Source organism: Burkholderia sp. A9 (assembly GCF_000801975.1).
Genome location: NZ_JSZN01000007.1, coordinates 228,468 through 244,689, shown reverse-complemented (window position 1 = coordinate 244,689; position 16,222 = coordinate 228,468). Strand labels below are relative to the sequence as shown.

Below are 16,222 nucleotides of genomic sequence, written 5' to 3'. Positions count from 1 at the left end.
ACCGGGAGCGACCTCATGCACCAGATGATCTTCGTCAACCTGCCCGTGGCCGACCTGCCGCGCGCGACGGCGTTCTACGTCGGGCTCGGCTACGAGGTCGTGCCGGCCTACACGACGGGGCAGGGCGCCTGCATCCGGATCAGCGACGCCATTTTCGCGATGCTGCTCGTACGGCCGTTCTTCCAGACCTTCACCGGCAAGACCGTGGTCGAACCGGCGACGCACGTGCAGGTGCTGCCGTGCCTGTCGTGCGACAGCCGTGCCGAGGTCGACGCGGTCGTCGCGAAAGCGCGCGCGGCCGGCGGCACCGTGCCGCGTCAGCCACAGGCGTATCCGGGCATGTACAGCCATGATTTTGCCGACCCGGACGGCCACGAATGGGGGCTGATCTGCGTGGAGCAGCAAGCCGCCACGCAGGGGCCGGCGTCGTGACGCGCGAGGCGACTCATCGTGCGATCGAGGCCGTCTGGCGCATCGAGGCACCGAAGATCATCGCGCGCGCCGCGCGCGTGGTGCGCGACGTCGGCGTGGCCGAGGAGCTTGCGCAGGACACGCTCGTCGCCGCGCTCGAGCACTGGCCCGTCGACGGCGTGCCGGACAACCCGGCCGCGTGGCTGATGACGGCCGTGAAGCGTCGCGCGCTCGACCGGGTCCGGCAGGAGTCGCTGCATGCGGCCAAGCGCGACCAGCTCGGTCATGAAATGGACGCGCTCGAAGCGCATGTCGTCCCCGACATCGTGGATGCGCTCGCCGAGGCACGCGACGACGACATCGGCGACGACCTGCTGCGGCTGATCTTCACGTCGTGCCATCCGGTGCTGTCGACCGATGCGCGCGTCGCGCTGACCCTGCGGCTGCTCGGCGGGCTGACCACGGGCGAGATCGCGCGGGCGTTCCTCGCGCCGGAGCCGACCATCGCGCAGCGCATCGTGCGCGCGAAGCGCACGCTCACGGCGGCGCGCGTGCCGTTCGAGGTGCCGGCCATCGATGCGCGGCCCGCGCGGCTCGCGTCGGTGCTCGAAGTGGTCTACCTGATCTTCAACGAAGGCCATGCGGCGACCGCGGGCGACGACTGGACGCGCCCGGCGCTGTGCGACGAGGCGCTGCGCCTCGGCCGTGTGCTGGCCGGGCTCGCGCCGGACGAAAGCGAAGTGCTCGGGCTCGTCGCGTTGATGGAGTTGCAGGCGTCGCGCATGCATGCGCGTACCGATGCGCAGGGGCGCCCCGTGCTGCTGCTCGACCAGGACCGCAGCCGCTGGGATCCGCTGCTGATCCGGCGCGGCCTTGCGGCGCTCGAGCGGGCGACGCAGCTCGGCGGCGTGCGCGGGCCGTATGCGCTGCAGGCCGCGCTGGCGGCCTGCCATGCGCGTGCGCGGCACGCGTCGGACACCGACTGGGCGCAGATCGTCGCGCTGTATGACGCGCTCGCCGAAGTCGCGCCGTCGCCGGTCGTCGAACTGAACCGCGCGGTGGCGGTGGGCATGGCGTTCGGGCCGGCCGCCGCGCTCGAGCTCGTCGATGAGCTGCGCGATGATCCCGCGCTGGCGCGCTATCACTGGCTGCCGAGCGTGCGCGGCGACCTGCTCGCGAAGCTCGGCCGTGCCGACGAGGCGAAGGCCGAATTCCGGCGCGCGGCGGAATTGACCCGTAACGAACGCGAAAGGGAATTGCTGCTCAAGCGGGCGACGGATGCGTGACGCCGGGCGCGGGCGTGCGGTGTGAGCCAGCCGCGCGTGGCGCCGAACGGTGAGCGCTGAACGTTCCGCGCAACGCAGCCATGCCACCGTTCACCGTTCGTCCAGCCCGCGAACCCGCGAACCCATTCCCGCCCGCCGCTATCGCGCGGATTGAAAAAGCCTATTGGGGGATGCGAACGCCAGCGCCTAGATTAAAGAGCACGATGCGTGCGCGTCCGGCAAACGCATCGTTCCCCACATATATCCTCGGCCCGGCTTCACACGCGGCCGCGCCGACTCGAACGGAGGCGCAAATGGCTCAACTCAAGGGCAGCAAGACCGAAGAGAATCTGAAGTTCGCATTCGCGGGCGAATCGCAAGCGAACCGGCGCTATCTGTATTTCGCTTCGAAGGCCGACGTCGAAGGCCAGAACGACGTCGCCGCGCTGTTCCGCTCGACTGCCGAAGGCGAAACGGGCCATGCGCACGGCCACCTCGAATACCTCGAAGCCGTCGGCGATCCGGCGACGGGCTTGCCGTTCGGGTCGTCCCGGCTGAACCTCGAATCGGCGATTGCCGGCGAAACGCACGAATACACCGACATGTATCCGGGCATGGCGAAGACGGCGCGCGACGAAGGCTTCGACGAAATCGCGAACTGGTTCGAGACGCTCGCGAAGGCCGAGCGCAGCCACGCGAACCGCTATACGAAGGCGCTGGACGCACTGGTCGACTGACGCGGCCCCGTCAAGGCCGCACGGCCCGGCCGGGCGTTTCGCGCGGCAGGCCGTTCGCTGATCGCTGCCCGCATCGCGCGGGCGGCGTGCCCGCGCGCATGCGCGCCACGCTGGAGCGCCCCATGCCCCACAAGGAAGGCAGTCTCGAAGCCCCGACCCGGCATCCGCTCGACTGGCAGTCCGATACGTTCTACGACCAGGCGGCGATCGACGCGGAAATGACGCGCGTGTTCGACATCTGCGCCGGGTGCCGGCGCTGCGTGTCGCTGTGCGGCGCGTTTCCCGCGCTGTTCGATCTCGTCGACGACACGCCGATGGGCGACATCGAGGAAGTGCCGAAGGATGCGTTCGGCAAGGTCGTCGACCAGTGCTATCTGTGCGACCTCTGCTACATGACGAAGTGTCCGTACGTGCCGCCGCATGCCTGGAACGTCGACTTCCCGCACCTGATGCTGCGCGCGAAGGCCGCGCGCTACCAGCGCGGCGAAGCGCCGCTGAGCGACAAGGTGCTGTCGAATACCGATGCGCTCGGCCATTTCGCGGGCATCCCGATCGTCACGCAGACGGTGAACGCGGTGAATCGCACGCCGCCCGCGCGTCACGCGCTCGAAGCGGTACTGGGTGTCGATCGCACCGCATGGCTGCCGGAGTTCGCGCCGCGCAAGTTCAGGCGCGCGGCGAAGCGCTCGGACGGCCCGCCGGTACGCGACGGCGAACGCACGCCCGGCAAGGTCGCGATCTATGCGACCTGCTACGTGAATTTCAACGAGCCGGGCATCGGCCACGACCTGCTCGCGATCCTCGCGCACAACGAGATCCCGTACGAGCTCGTCACGCGCGAAGCGTGCTGCGGGATGCCGCTGCTCGAGCAGGGCAACCTCGCGGGCGTCGCCGCGAAGAAGGCCGTCAACATGCCGGTGCTGGAGCGCTATGCGCGCGAAGGCTATGCGCTGATCGGCGCGATCCCGAGCTGCGTGCTGATGTACAAGAGCGAGCTGCCGCTGATGTTCCCCGGCGACGCCGCCGTGCGCGCAGTGGCCGATGCCTTCTGGGATCCGTTCGAATACGTGATCGCGCGGCATCGCGACGGCTTGTTGAAGACCGATTTCAAGAACGGCCTCGGCACGGTGTCGTATCACGTGCCGTGCCACGCGCGCGTGCAGAACATCGGCCGCAAGACGGCCGACGCGCTGTCGCTCGTGCCCGATACGCGCGTGAAGGTCGTCGAGCGCTGTTCGGGGCACGCGGGCACGTTCGGCGTGAAGAAGGGGTTCCATGCGGACGCGATGCGGATCGGCGCACCCGTGTTCAAGGCGATGGCGGAGCCGAAGCCGGATTTCGTGTCGTCGGATTGCGCGCTCGCCGGCCATCACATCGCGCAGGGCATCGACGAGAAGGGGTTGCCCGCCGCGCCGCTTGCGCATCCGCTGACGCTGCTGCGCCGCGCGTACGGCATCTGAACCGGCCGCGCCCCGAAGACATCGACGACATCCGAGGACATCCCATGACGCTGACCCGCGACTCGCTGCTGACCCTCGAAGCGTACGCCAAGATCCGCACGACCGAACATACACGGCTCGTCGCGTACAAGCGCCGCCGCGCGGTGGCGCTCGGCAACCATCTGCGCTTCCTGTTCGAGGACGAGACCACGATCCGCTACCAGATCCAGGAGATGCTCCACATCGAGAAGATCTTCGACGAGGCGGGCATCGAGGGCGAGCTGGAGGCCTATCTGCCACTCGTGCCCGACGGCACCAACCTGAAGGCGACGCTGCAGATCGAGTACGAGCACGAGGCCGAACGGCGTGCGGCGCTCGCGCGATTGATCGGCGTGGAGGATCGCGTGTACCTGCGGGTCGACGGGCATCCGGACGTCTATGCGATCGCCGACGAGGATCTCGACCGCGACAACGCGGAGAAGACCTCGGCCGTGCACTTCGTGCGCTTCGAATTGAGCGGGCCGATGCGCGCGGCGCTCAAGGATGGCGCGGCGCTGTCGATCGGCTGCGACCATCCGGCCTATGCGCTGCCGCCGCAGCGCGTGGCGGCGGACGTAGCCGCGTCGCTGGCCGGCGATCTGCGCTGAGGCGGGCCGCACGTCGCCCATTCCGCGGTTCGCATCGCACGCCGGGTGCACGCGGCACGCGTGGGCTGCGGGTCCGACCCGAAACCAGGCCGTCCGGGCGGCGCGGGCGTGCCGTGCCGGCCGCGCACCGCGAGGATGTAACAAACCCATCAGCGCTTGCATGCCGGGAAACAATGTGCACTGCACGTCAGTTTGCTTTCATCACCCGCAGAGAAACAATAAAAAGATTGTGCATGGAGATAATCCGGTTGTGCCGAATTTGAATGATTTACCGATCCGTGAATATCTTGTTACCAAATTTCCCCTGATTTACCGATTTTAGGCAACCATTCTCGGGATTGTTACCGGGCAGGGTCGGAACGCCTTCAGAAGCCCTTCAGTCGGGTACGGGTGCACTCCGGGAAGCCCCGCCAGACGGGGCTTCCCGGCGCTGGGCATAACGATCGCGTAAAAAAATTCAAGCGTAAATAGATTGCGCATCCATGGCAGGATGTTTCAGTGCGTAACATTAAGTCATTGTCATATTGAGATAAACCCTGAGGATGGTATGCTTCGTGCACAAAAATTCCCACATTGGAGTGAGACCGTGATTTGTGCGCCATTGCCGGGAATGGCGGCACCGTGAAAGTGCGGTGCTGCATCGGCATGCACAACAAGCGGATAACCATAATGTGCAACCGGGCCGCCCCGTGACGCGATGCGTGACGGCGGCGCCGACAATCGCAGCCCCGGCCTGGCTGTGTGGAGAGATCTACTATGTTCTTCGATGAGCTTAACGATGAAGAGTGGTTTCGTCTTTCAACGCTGATCGCCGATGAACCGATCCGGCTGAACCGTCGAGGCCGTCCGCGAGCCGAACCGCGCGTTGTTGCCAATGCGGTTCTCTGGATCCTGACGACCGGTGAAGCGTGGTCCAAACTGCCCGGACGCTATCCGTCCGGGCCGACGTGCCGTCGTCGCTACGAAGAGTGGCTGGCGAACGGCACGCTGCTGCAGATGATCGACGTGCTGACCCAGTTCAGCGGGCGCACGTTCGCGTACGTTCCGCCGCCGCCCGTGCCGGTGGCGCCGGTGTGCCGTGCCGAGCCCGTGCCCGACAATGACCGTCTGCGCGGCGTGTTCTGGCAGAACCCCGAATCGTGGCAATTGCCGGTCGCCCAGGCAAACGTTTGGCAGGGCGAGGGCGCGGCGCTGGCGCCGATGTCGAGCGTCGACACGGACGAATCGTCCGGTGCGTCGTTCGCCGTGCCCGGCGCGCAGCCAGCGGGGCTGCGCCATGGGCGTCCGTCTGCCGCGAGCTTCGGATCGGCCGAACCGCAAGTCGACGAATATCGCGGCTATACGGTCTACGGCAGCGCGCAGCCGGTGCAGAACCTGATGTTTCGCGCGTGGGCCGAGATCATGCAGGACGACCGGCGCGTCGAGCGCTCGGGCCTGATCGGCCCGCGCTTCACCGACGCGGAAGAAGCGGAGCAGTACGCGCTCGACTGGGCACGTCAGTGGATCGATCGCCATGGCGCGAGCGACGAGCCGGTGCGTGCGCCGCAAAGCGAGGTGCTGGCCGGCTTGTCCGCGCTGGCGCGTGCGGAGTCGGACATCAAGCGTTTCATCGCGGAGCGTCGCGCGGGCGTGCTGACCGAGAGCCGCAACGACCCGGTTCAGTCGGATCGTCGCGAGTACGCGTACCGCGTAGGTTGATCGTCGTCCCAACGAAAACGCGCGGGCCGTCGTGTGTCACGGCGCCCGCGCGTTATTTTTTTGCCTCCGCATGCCCGTGATGCCGGGCGCACCGTCGAGACGGCGCGCCCGGCAGGCATTGCGTCATTCGCGTCCGTAGGTATCGTCGAAGCGGACGATGTCGTCCTCGCCGAGATACGCGCCCGACTGCACTTCGATCAGCTCGAGCGGCATCTTGCCCGGGTTCTCGAGACGGTGCGATACGCCGAGCGGGATGTACGTCGATTCGTTTTCGGACAGCAGGAAGGTTTCCTCGCCGCGCGTGATGCGCGCGGTGCCGCGCACGACGATCCAGTGTTCGGCGCGGTGATGATGCATCTGCAGCGACAGTCGCGCACCTGGCTTCACGACGATGCGTTTCACCTGGAAGCGCTCACCCATGTCGACCGAGTCGTAATGGCCCCACGGACGATGGACCTTGCGGTGATCGGTCGCTTCCGCGCCGCGCTGGGCCTTGATGCGGCCGACGATTTTCTTCACGTCCTGCACGCGGGATTTGTCGGCGACGAGCACGGCGTCAGGCGTTTCGACCACGACGAGATTCTGCGTGCCGACGCACGCGACGAGCCGGCTTTCCGAATGCGCGAAAGTCGATTCGGCGTTTTCGAACAGCACGTGGCCGCGGCCGACGTTCTCGGCATCGTCCTTCGGCAGGATCTGCCAGATCGCGTCCCACGAGCCGACGTCCGACCAGCCGGCGTCGAGCGGCACGACGACGCTTTCGCACAGCTGCGGCAGGCTCGCGAGCGGTTCCATCACCGCGTAGTCGATCGAGTTCGACGGCGACGCGGCGAATGCGTCGCGATCGACGCGGAAGAAGTCGCCGTCTTCCTTGCCCTGTGCGACAGCCTGCGCGCAGGCGGTGTAGATCTCGGGTTCGAGCTGGCGGATCGCGTTCAGCCACACCGATGCGCGCACGATGAAGATGCCGCTGTTCCACCAGTATTCGCCGGATGCGACGTACTGCTGCGCGAGTTCGAGATGCGGCTTCTCGACGAAGCGGTCGAGGCGGCGCACGTCGAGGTTGCCGGTCGCGGCATCGCCGAGCGGCGCGCCGACGCGGATGTAGCCGTAGCCCGTTTCGGCGCGGCCCGGCACGATGCCCATCGTCGCGATCTTGCCCTGGGCCGCGCACTGCACGCCGGCCGCGACGGCCGCGTGAAAGCGCGGCAGGTCGGCTACCGCGTGGTCGGCCGGCATCACGGTCATCACGGCATCGCCGCCGCCGGCGACGATCCGCAGCGCGGCCAGCGTCAGCGCGGGCGCGGTGTCGCGGCCGAGCGGCTCGAGCATGATCGATGCACGCTTGCCCGTCAGGCGCAATTGTTCCGCGGTCGTGAAGCGGTGATCCTCACCGCACACGATCAGCACGTCGTCGTTCAGCGGATGGCCGGTCGCAAGACCGTCGAGCCGCAGCGCGGTGGATTGCAGCAGCGAAAGATCGCCGAGCAGGCCGATCAGCTGCTTCGGATAGTGTTCGCGCGACATCGGCCACAGACGTGTGCCCGAACCGCCGGCAAGGATCACCGGCTGCACTGCGACGCGCGTGCCGGCGTCGGTTGCGGCGGAAGAAGAAGGGCGGGTATCGGCTACCACGGCCGGAGCATTCATGATGACACTCTCCTCGATTGAAGTCAGTGCCTGTTTGTAGCATGAAGTAAATCGACAATAAAACCGGGCTCATTGGCCGATATTTGTTGGGCACGTTTGTTGAATCCGTATCCGGGAAAATTTTCCGCGATAGCGGAGGATGCAAATAAAAAAATAAAAAATAATTCGGCGAATCGCCATGGAGCCCCATCCCGTAAAGGGCTGGCGGAATCCGTAAAGTTTCCGAAAACTTCCCGATTCACGGTCGATTCGGGAAAACGTGCCGATTTAATTCGGGAATATCGCGGCAAGAATTTCCGATTATTTTTCGAAATACTTGTGCACTTGAGGGCGGATTTTCTTACCGCTTCAATAGCGTCATGCAACGTTTGAATCGAATGTGCGGCACGGGCTGCACAAGGAGCTGTTCGGCAAACGCCTGTTCAAAGAGGAAGCAGACATGTTGAGCGTGCTGGCGAGAGTCATCGATATCGCGATGGTCGTGATGGGGGCGCTGATCGCCGCCGCGCTGCACGGCGGCAGCATCTGGCTCAACGACCTGCAGCGCACGACGGTGTTGTTCGACTGCCTGCTCGTCGTCGTGTTCTTTCCGGCCATCGGCATTTACCAGTCGTGGCGCGGCAAGCGTCTCGTCGGGCTGGTGGGCCGCGTCGCGTTCGCGTGGCTCGTGGTCGAGCTCGCGGGCATCCTGATGAGCTTCAGCTTTCACCAGTCGGGCGACCTGTCGCGGCTGTGGCTGGGTTACTGGGCGCTCGTGACGATGGTGCTGCTCGTCGGCTCGAAGGCCTGCGTGCACGTCGTGCTGCGACAACTGCGCCGTGGCGGCTACAACCTGAAGGCAGTGGCGATCGTCGGCGGCACGCCGGCGGCGCGGCGGCTGATCGCGCAGATGCGGGCGCGCCCGGAAGCGGGCTTCAAGCCGGCATGCGTGTACGACGAAAGCGACGTGCCGGGCGAAGTCGCGCTCGACGACGTGCGCATCGAGCGCCAGTTCGAATCGCTGGTGTGGCTGGTGCGCAGCCGGGCAATCAGCGAGCTGTGGCTCACGCTGCCGATCACGGAAGAGCGCCGGATTCACCAGATCGTGACGGTGTTCCGCCACGACTTCGTGAATATCCGCTTCATTCCGGACGTGCGCACGCTGTCGTTCTTCAACCAGGAAGTGGTCGAGCTGCTCGGCGTGCCGGCGATCAACCTCGCAGCGTCGCCGATCACCGATGTGCGGATCCTGCCGAAGTTCGTGTTCGACCGGCTGTTCGCGCTCGCTGCGCTCACGATGCTTGCGCCGCTGATGCTGCTGATCGCATGCCTGATCAAGTTCACGTCGCGCGGGCCGGTGTTCTTCCGCCAGAAGCGCAAGGGCATCGACGGGCACGAGTTCGAGATCTACAAGTTTCGCTCGATGAAGGTGCATCAGGAAGCGGCCGGGCACGTCACGCAGGCGACCAGGAACGACACGCGCGTGACGCCGGTCGGCCGCTTTCTGCGCCGCTCGAGCCTCGATGAACTGCCGCAGTTCATCAACGTGCTGAAGGGCGAGATGTCGGTCGTCGGCCCGCGGCCTCATGCGCTCGCGCACGACGACATCTACAAGGATCTGGTGAAGGGCTACATGTTCCGCTACCGGATCAAGCCGGGCATCACCGGGTGGGCGCAGATCAACGGCTTTCGCGGCGAGACCGACCAGATCGAGAAGATGATGGGACGCGTGAAGCTCGATCTGTACTACATGCAGAACTGGTCGTTCTGGCTCGACATCAAGATCGTCGTGCTGACACTCTGGAAAGGCTTCACCGGCAGCAACGCTTACTAGCCTGTCGCGGTGCGCCAGGCCCCCGACGGGGCATCCCCCAAGGGGACTTCATGCGGGGCGGGGAACGTGGGGTGGCCCGCTGTTTTCTTGAGACACCGCGCCGCGCAGTCACTCCGGTTTTTACGAATTTCGAATCACTAGTCAAGAGGTCCGACACATCATGAATCTGACTATCATCGGCAGCGGTTACGTAGGTCTTGTCACCGGCGCTTGTCTCGCCGACATCGGGCACGACGTGTTCTGTCTCGACGTCGACCAGGCAAAGATCGACGTCCTGAACAACGGCGGCGTGCCGATCCACGAGCCGGGCCTCAAGGAAGTGATCGCGCGCAACCGCGCGGCGGGCCGTCTGCGCTTCTCGACCGACATCGAGGCCGCGGTCGCGCACGGCGACGTGCAGTTCATCGCGGTCGGCACGCCGCCCGACGAGGACGGCTCCGCCGACCTGCAATACGTGCTCGCGGCGGCCCGCAACATCGGCCGCTACATGAAGGGCTTCAAGGTGATCGTCGACAAGTCGACGGTGCCGGTCGGCACGGCCGAGCGCGTGCGCGCGGCCGTGGCCGAGGAACTCGCGAAGCGCGGTGCCGACCAGATGTTCTCGGTCGTGTCGAATCCGGAATTCCTGAAGGAAGGCGCGGCGGTCGACGATTTCACGCGGCCGGACCGCATCGTGATCGGCTGCGACGACGACGTCCCCGGCGAGCGCGCGCGCGAACTGATGAAGAAGCTCTACGCGCCGTTCAACCGCAATCACGAACGCACGCTGTACATGGACGTGCGCTCGGCCGAATTCACGAAGTATGCGGCGAACGCGATGCTCGCGACGCGCATCTCGTTCATGAACGAGCTCGCGAACCTGGCCGACCGCTTCGGCGCGGATATCGAGGCCGTGCGCCGCGGGATCGGTTCCGATCCGCGCATCGGCTATCACTTCCTGTATGCCGGCTGCGGCTACGGCGGCTCGTGCTTCCCGAAGGACGTCGAGGCGCTGATCCGCACCGCCGACGAGCACGGCCAGGCGCTGCAGATCCTGCAGGCCGTGTCGGCGGTCAACGCGAACCAGAAGCGCGTGCTGGCCGACAAGATCATCGCGCGCTTCGGCGAGGACCTGACGGGCCGCACGTTCGGCATCTGGGGTCTCGCGTTCAAGCCGAACACCGACGACATGCGCGAAGCGCCGAGCCGCGAGCTGATCGCCGAACTGCTGTCGCGCGGCGCGCGCATCGCGGCGTACGACCCGGTCGCGCAGCAGGAAGCGCGCCGCGTGCTCGCGCTCGATCTCGCGAATCAACCGAGCTGGCTCGAGCGCCTCAGCTTCGTCGACGACGAGGCGCAGGCCGCGCGCGATGCCGACGCGCTGGTGATCGTCACCGAATGGAAGGCATTCAAGAGCCCCGATTTCGTCGCGCTCGGCCGGCAGTGGAAGTCGCCGGTGATCTTCGACGGCCGCAACCTGTACGAGCCGGAGACGATGAGCGAGCAGGGCATCGAATACCACCCGATCGGTCGCCCTGGCTCGCGCCAGGCCGTCGCCGCCCGCGTGCCGGGCGCCGTGCGCGCGAACGCGTAATCCGCGCGTCACCGTTACCCGTAACCCGATTCGAGAAGCCATGTTCCGGAACATCCTGATCGTCTGTCACGCGAACGTCTGCCGCAGCCCGGCGGCGGAAATGCTGTTCAAGTCGCACGCGGCGTCGCGCGGCGGCCCGCGCGTGACGTTCCACTCCGCCGGCGTTCGTGCGAACGACGGCGACGGCATCGATCCGGTGATGCGGCAACTGCTCGCCGAGCGCGGCGTCGATGCGACGCCCCACCGCTCGCGGCGGCTGTCGCGCCGGATCGTGCGCGACGCCGACCTGATTCTCGTCAGCGAGCGCGAACAGATCAAGGCCGTCGAAACGGTCGATCCGTTCGCGCGCGGCAAGGTCCACCTGCTGGGCAAGTGGGAGGACGCCGAGATCGCTGATCCGCATGGCGGCCCCGTGGCCGACTATCGCGAGAGCTACTCACTGATCGAACGTCTGGTTCAAGGATGGCTGCAAAAACTATGCTGAAACGTCCCATGCGCCCGCTGGCGCTCGCCGTCGCGTTGACGACATTCCTGTCGGCCTGCGCGACCGCGCCCGGCAACTATCTCGACTCGTCGAACCTGAAGGACGAAGGCCGGCAAGGTCAGCCCGAAACCTATCCGGTTCATTACATCGACGCCAAGCTTGTGATGGATCAGCTGCAGAAGCAGCAGGTCGAGCACCCGCTGCCGCCTGGCCGCTACGCCGATCCGTCGCAGTACGTGTACCGCGTCGGCCCGCAGGACATCCTCGGTGTCACGGTGTGGGACCACCCCGAGCTGACGACGCCGCAGGGCCAGTCGTTCTCGAGCGGCGGCAATACGACGCAGTCGGTCGCCGGCGCGCTGCAGCAGCCGTATACGACCGCGCTGCCGGGCCAGGCCGATCCGTACGGCCAGACCGTGGCCGCCGACGGCACGATCTTCTTCCCGTTCGTCGGCCGCATCCGTGTGGCGGGCAAGACGGTTGCACAGATCCGTGAACAGATGGCGTCCACCCTGTCGCGCTACGTGAAGAATCCGCAGCTCGACGTGCGCGTGCTGTCATTCCGCAGCCAGAAGGTGCAGGTGACGGGCGAGGTGAAGCAGCCGGGCCCGCTCGCGGTGAGCGACGTGCCGCTGACGCTCGTCGACGCGATCTCGCGCTCGGGCGGCTCGACCAACGAGGCCGACCTGCAGCGCGTGCGCCTGACGCGCGAAGGCAAGCTCTACACGCTCGACGCGAACGGCGTGCTCGATCGCGGCGAAGTGAAGCAGAACGTGATGCTGCAGCCGGGCGACATCATCAACGTGCCGGACCGCAGCGACAGCCGCGTGTTCATCATGGGCGAGGTCAAGACGCCGGTCACCGTGCCGATGCTCAAGGGCAAGCTGACCCTCGCCGATGCGCTGACGTCCGGCGGCGGCATCCTCGACACCGATGCGAACCCGCGCAAGATCTACGTGATGCGCGGGATGCATGACAACCCGACGAAGCCGGAAGTGTTCCGTCTCGACATGACGCAGCCGGATGCGCTGATGCTGTCGAGCCGCTTCCCGCTTCAGCCGCTCGACGTCGTCTACGTCAGCACGGCCAGCTCGGTGCAGTTCAACCGTGTGCTGCAGCAGGTGTTGCCGACGATCCAGACGATCTTCTTCATGCGTCAAATCACGCGCTGATAGCCCGCCGGGGCGGCGCGTCCGCCCCGGCACCACTCAAGCGGGAACGAATGGTGAACACGCAAGCGAAACACTCCTACGCGGATCTGACCGCGAAAACCGAGGAAGAGGACGTCGTCCTCGGCCAGCTGCTCCAGGTGATCATGGACGACATCTGGCTGTTGCTCGGCATTGCGGTGACCGTCATCGCACTCGCCGGTCTCTACTGCTTCATCGCGAAGCCGGTCTACCAGGCCGACGTGCACGTGCGGGTCGAGGGCAACGACAACACGTCGCAGGCGCTCACGCAGACGCAGACGGGCGCGATGATCAACAGCGGTCCGCAGCAGGCGCCGACCGATGCGGAAATCGAGATCATCAAGAGCCGCGGTGTCGTCGCGCCGGTCGTCGAGCAGTTCAAGCTGAACTTCTCGGTCGTGCCGAAGACGATGCCGCTGCTCGGCAGCCTGGCCGCGCGCGTCGCGACGCCCGGCGAGCCGTCGCGCGCCTGGCTCGGCCTGAAGTCGTACGCATGGGGCGGTGAAATCGCCGACATCGACACGGTCAACGTCGTGCCCGCGCTCGAGGGCAAGAAGATGACGCTGACGGCCGGCCCGAACGACACCTACACGCTCGTCGACCAGAACGGCAGCCGCCTGCTGTCGGGCCACGTCGGCGAAGCGGAGCAGAGCGGCGGCGTGACGATGCTCGTGAAGAAGCTCGTCGCGCGTCCGGGCACGCAGTTTACGGTGGTCCGCTACAACGATCTCGATGCGATCGCCGGTTTCCAGGCGGGCATTCAGGTGACGGAGCAGGGCAAGCAGACGGGCGTCGTCCAGATCTCGCTCGAAGGCAAGGACCCGGACCAGACTGCCGCGATCGCGAACGCGCTCGCACAGTCGTACCTGAACCAGCACGTGATCGCGAAGCAGGCCGAAGCGACCAAGATGCTCGACTTCCTGAAGGGCGAGGAGCCGCGCCTGAAGGCCGACCTCGAACGCGCGGAAGCGGCGCTGACGCAGTATCAGCGCACGTCCGGCTCGATCAACGCGAGCGACGAGGCGAAGGTCTACCTCGAGGGCAGCGTGCAGTACGAACAGCAGATCGCCGCGCAGCGCCTGCAGCTCGCGTCGCTCGCGCAGCGCTTCACCGATTCGCACCCGATGGTGATCGCCGCGAAGCAGCAGCTCGCGGAACTGCAGGGCGAGAAGGACAAGTTCAGCAACCGCTTCCGCAGCCTGCCGGCGACCGAAGTGAAGGCCGTGCAGCTCCAGCGTGACGCGAAGGTTGCCGAAGACATCTACGTGCTGCTGCTGAACCGCGTGCAGGAACTGTCGGTGCAGAAGGCCGGCACGGGCGGCAACATCCACCTGGTCGATTCGGCGCTGCGCCCGGGCGACCCGGTCAAGCCGAAGAAGGTGCTGATCCTGTCGGCCGCGGTGTTCCTCGGCATGATCCTCGGCACCGGCGTCGTGTTCCTGCGCCGCAACCTGTTCCAGGGCATCGAGGATCCGGATCGCGTCGAGCGCACGTTCAACCTGCCGCTGTACGGGCTGGTGCCGCAAAGCGCCGAGCAGGTGAAGCTCGACGCCGTGGCCGAGAAGGGCGGCGGCCGCGCGCGGCCGATCCTTGCGAGCCTGCGCCCGAAGGACCTGAGCGTCGAAAGCATGCGCAGCCTGCGCACCGCGATGCAGTTCGCGATGATGGACGCGAAGAACCGCGTGATCGTGCTGACCGGCCCGACCCCGGGCATCGGCAAGAGCTTCCTGACGGTCAACCTCGCGGTGCTGCTCGCCCATTCCGGCAAGCGCGTGCTGCTGATCGACGCCGACATGCGCCGCGGGATGCTCGACCGCTACTTCGGCCTCACCGCGCAGCCCGGCCTGTCCGAGCTGCTGAGCGACCAGTCGCCGCTCGAGGACGCGATCCGCGAGACGCCGGTGCAGGGCCTGTCGTTCATCTCGGCCGGCACGCGCCCGCCGAACCCCTCGGAGCTGCTGATGTCGACGCGCCTGCCGCAATACCTCGAAGGGCTCGGCAAGCGCTACGACGTCGTGCTGATCGATTCGCCGCCGGTGCTGGCGGTGACCGACGCGACCATCGTCGGGCGCATGGCCGGCGCGACCTTCATGGTGCTGCGCTCGGGCATGCATACCGAAGCCGAGATCGCCGACGCGATCAAGCGCCTGCGCACCGCGGGCGTCGATCTGGAAGGCGGGATCTTCAATGGCGTGCCGCCCAAGGCGCGCGGCTACGGCCGCGGCTATGCGGCCGTTCACGAATACCTGAGCGCTTGACCGCATTGCACGAAACCGGGCGGGCGCGAGCCGCGCCCGCCCGGCCGACTGGAGAACCATCGATGAAGATTTCCGTGCTCGTTCCGACCTACCGGCGGCCCGCCGACCTCGCGCGCTGCCTGCTGGCGCTGCAGCGCCAGCAGCGGCTGCCCGACGAGGTGATCGTCGTCGCGCGCCCGGAGGATGATGCCACCCACGAGCGCCTCGCCGATCCGGCGGTCGGCGGCACGCTGCCGCTGCGCATCGTGCCGGTCGACGTACCGGGGCAGGTCGCCGCGTTGAACACGGGGCTCGATTCGGCGAGCGGCGACATCGTCGCGATCACCGACGACGACGCGGCACCGCATGCCGACTGGCTCGCGCGCGTCGAAGCCGTGTTCCTGGCCGATCCGCGCGTCGGTGCGGTCGGCGGCCGCGACTGGGTGCACGAGAAAGGCCGCGTGCTCGACGAATCGCGCGAGCTCGTCGGCCAGCTCACGCTGTCCGGCAGGATCATCGGCAACCATCATCTCGGCGTCGGCGGCGCGCGCGAAGTCGACATGCTGAAAGGCGCGAACATGAGCTACCGCCGCGCCGCGATCGAACGGCTGCGCTTCGACACGCGGCTGCGTGGCGCCGGCGCGCAGGTGCACAACGACATGGGGTTCAGCATGCATGTGCAGCGCGAAGGCTGGAAGCTCGTCTACGACCCGGCGATCGCGGTCGATCATTTTCCGGCCGAGCGCTTCGACGACGACCGGCGCGATGCCGCGTCGCTGAATGCGATCAGCAACGGCGCGTACAACCTGCACCTGATCCTGCGCGAGCATCTGCCGCTGGTGCGGCGCGAGATCGCGTGGTGGTGGTGGACGCTGGTCGGCACGCGCGTCTATCCGGGCTTCGCGCATGTGCTGCTGTCGCTGCGTACCGCGCAGCGCGAGCGCGAGCGCGTGCGCGAGCACTGGCGCGCGGTGCGCCGTGGCGCACGCGATGCGCGCCGCGCGAACCTTGCCCCCCACCGTGCGGCGATGCCGCCGGTGACGTCTTGAACGGGCTGCGCGCACAACGCGCGGCTACC

At 66.7% G+C, this 16,222-nt stretch carries 13 protein-coding genes; 12 read left to right on the top strand and 1 reads right to left on the bottom strand.

Features of this window, described 5'->3' with window-relative positions; translation table 11 throughout:
* Positions 1-15 precede the first annotated feature (15 nt).
* The 6 genes from PI86_RS04840 (at position 16) to PI86_RS04815 (ending at position 6,197) form a co-directional block, all read left to right on the top strand.
* Complete coding sequence (locus tag PI86_RS04840; protein ID WP_039319252.1) at positions 16-432, top strand: VOC family protein; 417 nt, start codon at positions 16-18, stop codon at positions 430-432.
* Complete coding sequence (locus PI86_RS04835; protein WP_039319249.1) at positions 429-1,697, top strand: RNA polymerase sigma factor; 1,269 nt, start codon at positions 429-431, stop codon at positions 1,695-1,697. Before PI86_RS04840 ends, PI86_RS04835 begins: the two co-directional genes overlap by 4 nt.
* A gap of 293 nt (positions 1,698-1,990) precedes the next feature.
* Positions 1,991-2,413, top strand: coding sequence for a rubrerythrin family protein (locus PI86_RS04830; protein WP_014900079.1), 423 nt, complete (start codon positions 1,991-1,993; stop codon positions 2,411-2,413).
* 122 nt (positions 2,414-2,535) lie between these two features.
* Positions 2,536-3,873: a (Fe-S)-binding protein gene (locus tag PI86_RS04825; RefSeq protein WP_039319247.1), complete on the top strand. Its 1,338-nt coding sequence runs from the start codon at positions 2,536-2,538 to the stop codon at positions 3,871-3,873.
* 44 nt (positions 3,874-3,917) lie between these two features.
* Positions 3,918-4,499: a DUF3501 family protein gene (locus PI86_RS04820; protein ID WP_014900077.1), complete on the top strand. Its 582-nt coding sequence runs from the start codon at positions 3,918-3,920 to the stop codon at positions 4,497-4,499.
* Between the two features lie 756 nt (positions 4,500-5,255).
* On the top strand, positions 5,256-6,197 hold the full coding sequence (locus tag PI86_RS04815) for a transposase (RefSeq protein WP_039319245.1): 942 nt from the start codon (positions 5,256-5,258) through the stop codon (positions 6,195-6,197).
* 123 nt (positions 6,198-6,320) lie between these two features.
* Here PI86_RS04815 and PI86_RS04810 read toward each other — a convergent pair whose 3' ends face one another.
* Positions 6,321-7,847 (bottom strand): mannose-1-phosphate guanylyltransferase/mannose-6-phosphate isomerase, encoded by a 1,527-nt coding sequence (locus PI86_RS04810; RefSeq protein WP_039319243.1) that lies wholly within the window; start codon positions 7,845-7,847, stop codon positions 6,321-6,323.
* Positions 7,848-8,286: 439 nt separating this feature from the next.
* Between PI86_RS04810 and PI86_RS04805 the strand changes: the two genes are divergently transcribed.
* The 6 genes from PI86_RS04805 to PI86_RS04780 all read left to right on the top strand — a co-directional run bounded on the left by PI86_RS04805 (position 8,287) and on the right by PI86_RS04780 (position 16,193).
* On the top strand, positions 8,287-9,660 hold the full coding sequence (locus PI86_RS04805) for an undecaprenyl-phosphate glucose phosphotransferase (RefSeq protein ID WP_039319390.1): 1,374 nt from the start codon (positions 8,287-8,289) through the stop codon (positions 9,658-9,660).
* Positions 9,661-9,820: 160 nt separating this feature from the next.
* The gene (locus PI86_RS04800) at positions 9,821-11,233 is read left to right on the top strand and encodes a UDP-glucose dehydrogenase family protein (RefSeq protein ID WP_039319240.1); all 1,413 of its coding nucleotides are present in this window, start codon (positions 9,821-9,823) and stop codon (positions 11,231-11,233) included.
* Positions 11,234-11,273: 40 nt separating this feature from the next.
* Positions 11,274-11,717 (top strand): low molecular weight protein-tyrosine-phosphatase, encoded by a 444-nt coding sequence (locus PI86_RS04795; protein WP_039319238.1) that lies wholly within the window; start codon positions 11,274-11,276, stop codon positions 11,715-11,717.
* The gene (locus tag PI86_RS04790) at positions 11,711-12,889 is read left to right on the top strand and encodes a polysaccharide biosynthesis/export family protein (RefSeq protein ID WP_039319235.1); all 1,179 of its coding nucleotides are present in this window, start codon (positions 11,711-11,713) and stop codon (positions 12,887-12,889) included. The genes PI86_RS04795 and PI86_RS04790 overlap by 7 nt, the downstream gene beginning before the upstream one ends.
* A gap of 50 nt (positions 12,890-12,939) precedes the next feature.
* Entirely contained in the window at positions 12,940-15,165 is a 2,226-nt protein-coding gene (locus PI86_RS04785; RefSeq protein WP_039319233.1) for a polysaccharide biosynthesis tyrosine autokinase, read from the top strand.
* A 62-nt stretch (positions 15,166-15,227) separates the two neighbouring features.
* Positions 15,228-16,193: a glycosyltransferase family 2 protein gene (locus tag PI86_RS04780; protein WP_039319230.1), complete on the top strand. Its 966-nt coding sequence runs from the start codon at positions 15,228-15,230 to the stop codon at positions 16,191-16,193.
* Positions 16,194-16,222 lie beyond the last annotated feature (29 nt).

Coding starts and splice junctions, on each gene's coding strand:
- PI86_RS04815 (WP_039319245.1), top strand. CDS start 5,256: ATGTTCTTCGATGAGCTTAACGATGAAGAGTGGTTTCGTCTTTCAACG.
- PI86_RS04790 (WP_039319235.1), top strand. CDS start 11,711: ATGCTGAAACGTCCCATGCGCCCGCTGGCGCTCGCCGTCGCGTTGACG.
- PI86_RS04795 (WP_039319238.1), top strand. CDS start 11,274: ATGTTCCGGAACATCCTGATCGTCTGTCACGCGAACGTCTGCCGCAGC.
- PI86_RS04805 (WP_039319390.1), top strand. CDS start 8,287: ATGTTGAGCGTGCTGGCGAGAGTCATCGATATCGCGATGGTCGTGATG.
- PI86_RS04780 (WP_039319230.1), top strand. CDS start 15,228: ATGAAGATTTCCGTGCTCGTTCCGACCTACCGGCGGCCCGCCGACCTC.
- PI86_RS04830 (WP_014900079.1), top strand. CDS start 1,991: ATGGCTCAACTCAAGGGCAGCAAGACCGAAGAGAATCTGAAGTTCGCA.
- PI86_RS04825 (WP_039319247.1), top strand. CDS start 2,536: ATGCCCCACAAGGAAGGCAGTCTCGAAGCCCCGACCCGGCATCCGCTC.
- PI86_RS04820 (WP_014900077.1), top strand. CDS start 3,918: ATGACGCTGACCCGCGACTCGCTGCTGACCCTCGAAGCGTACGCCAAG.
- PI86_RS04785 (WP_039319233.1), top strand. CDS start 12,940: ATGGTGAACACGCAAGCGAAACACTCCTACGCGGATCTGACCGCGAAA.
- PI86_RS04840 (WP_039319252.1), top strand. CDS start 16: ATGCACCAGATGATCTTCGTCAACCTGCCCGTGGCCGACCTGCCGCGC.
- PI86_RS04810 (WP_039319243.1), bottom strand. CDS start 7,847: ATGAATGCTCCGGCCGTGGTAGCCGATACCCGCCCTTCTTCTTCCGCC.
- PI86_RS04800 (WP_039319240.1), top strand. CDS start 9,821: ATGAATCTGACTATCATCGGCAGCGGTTACGTAGGTCTTGTCACCGGC.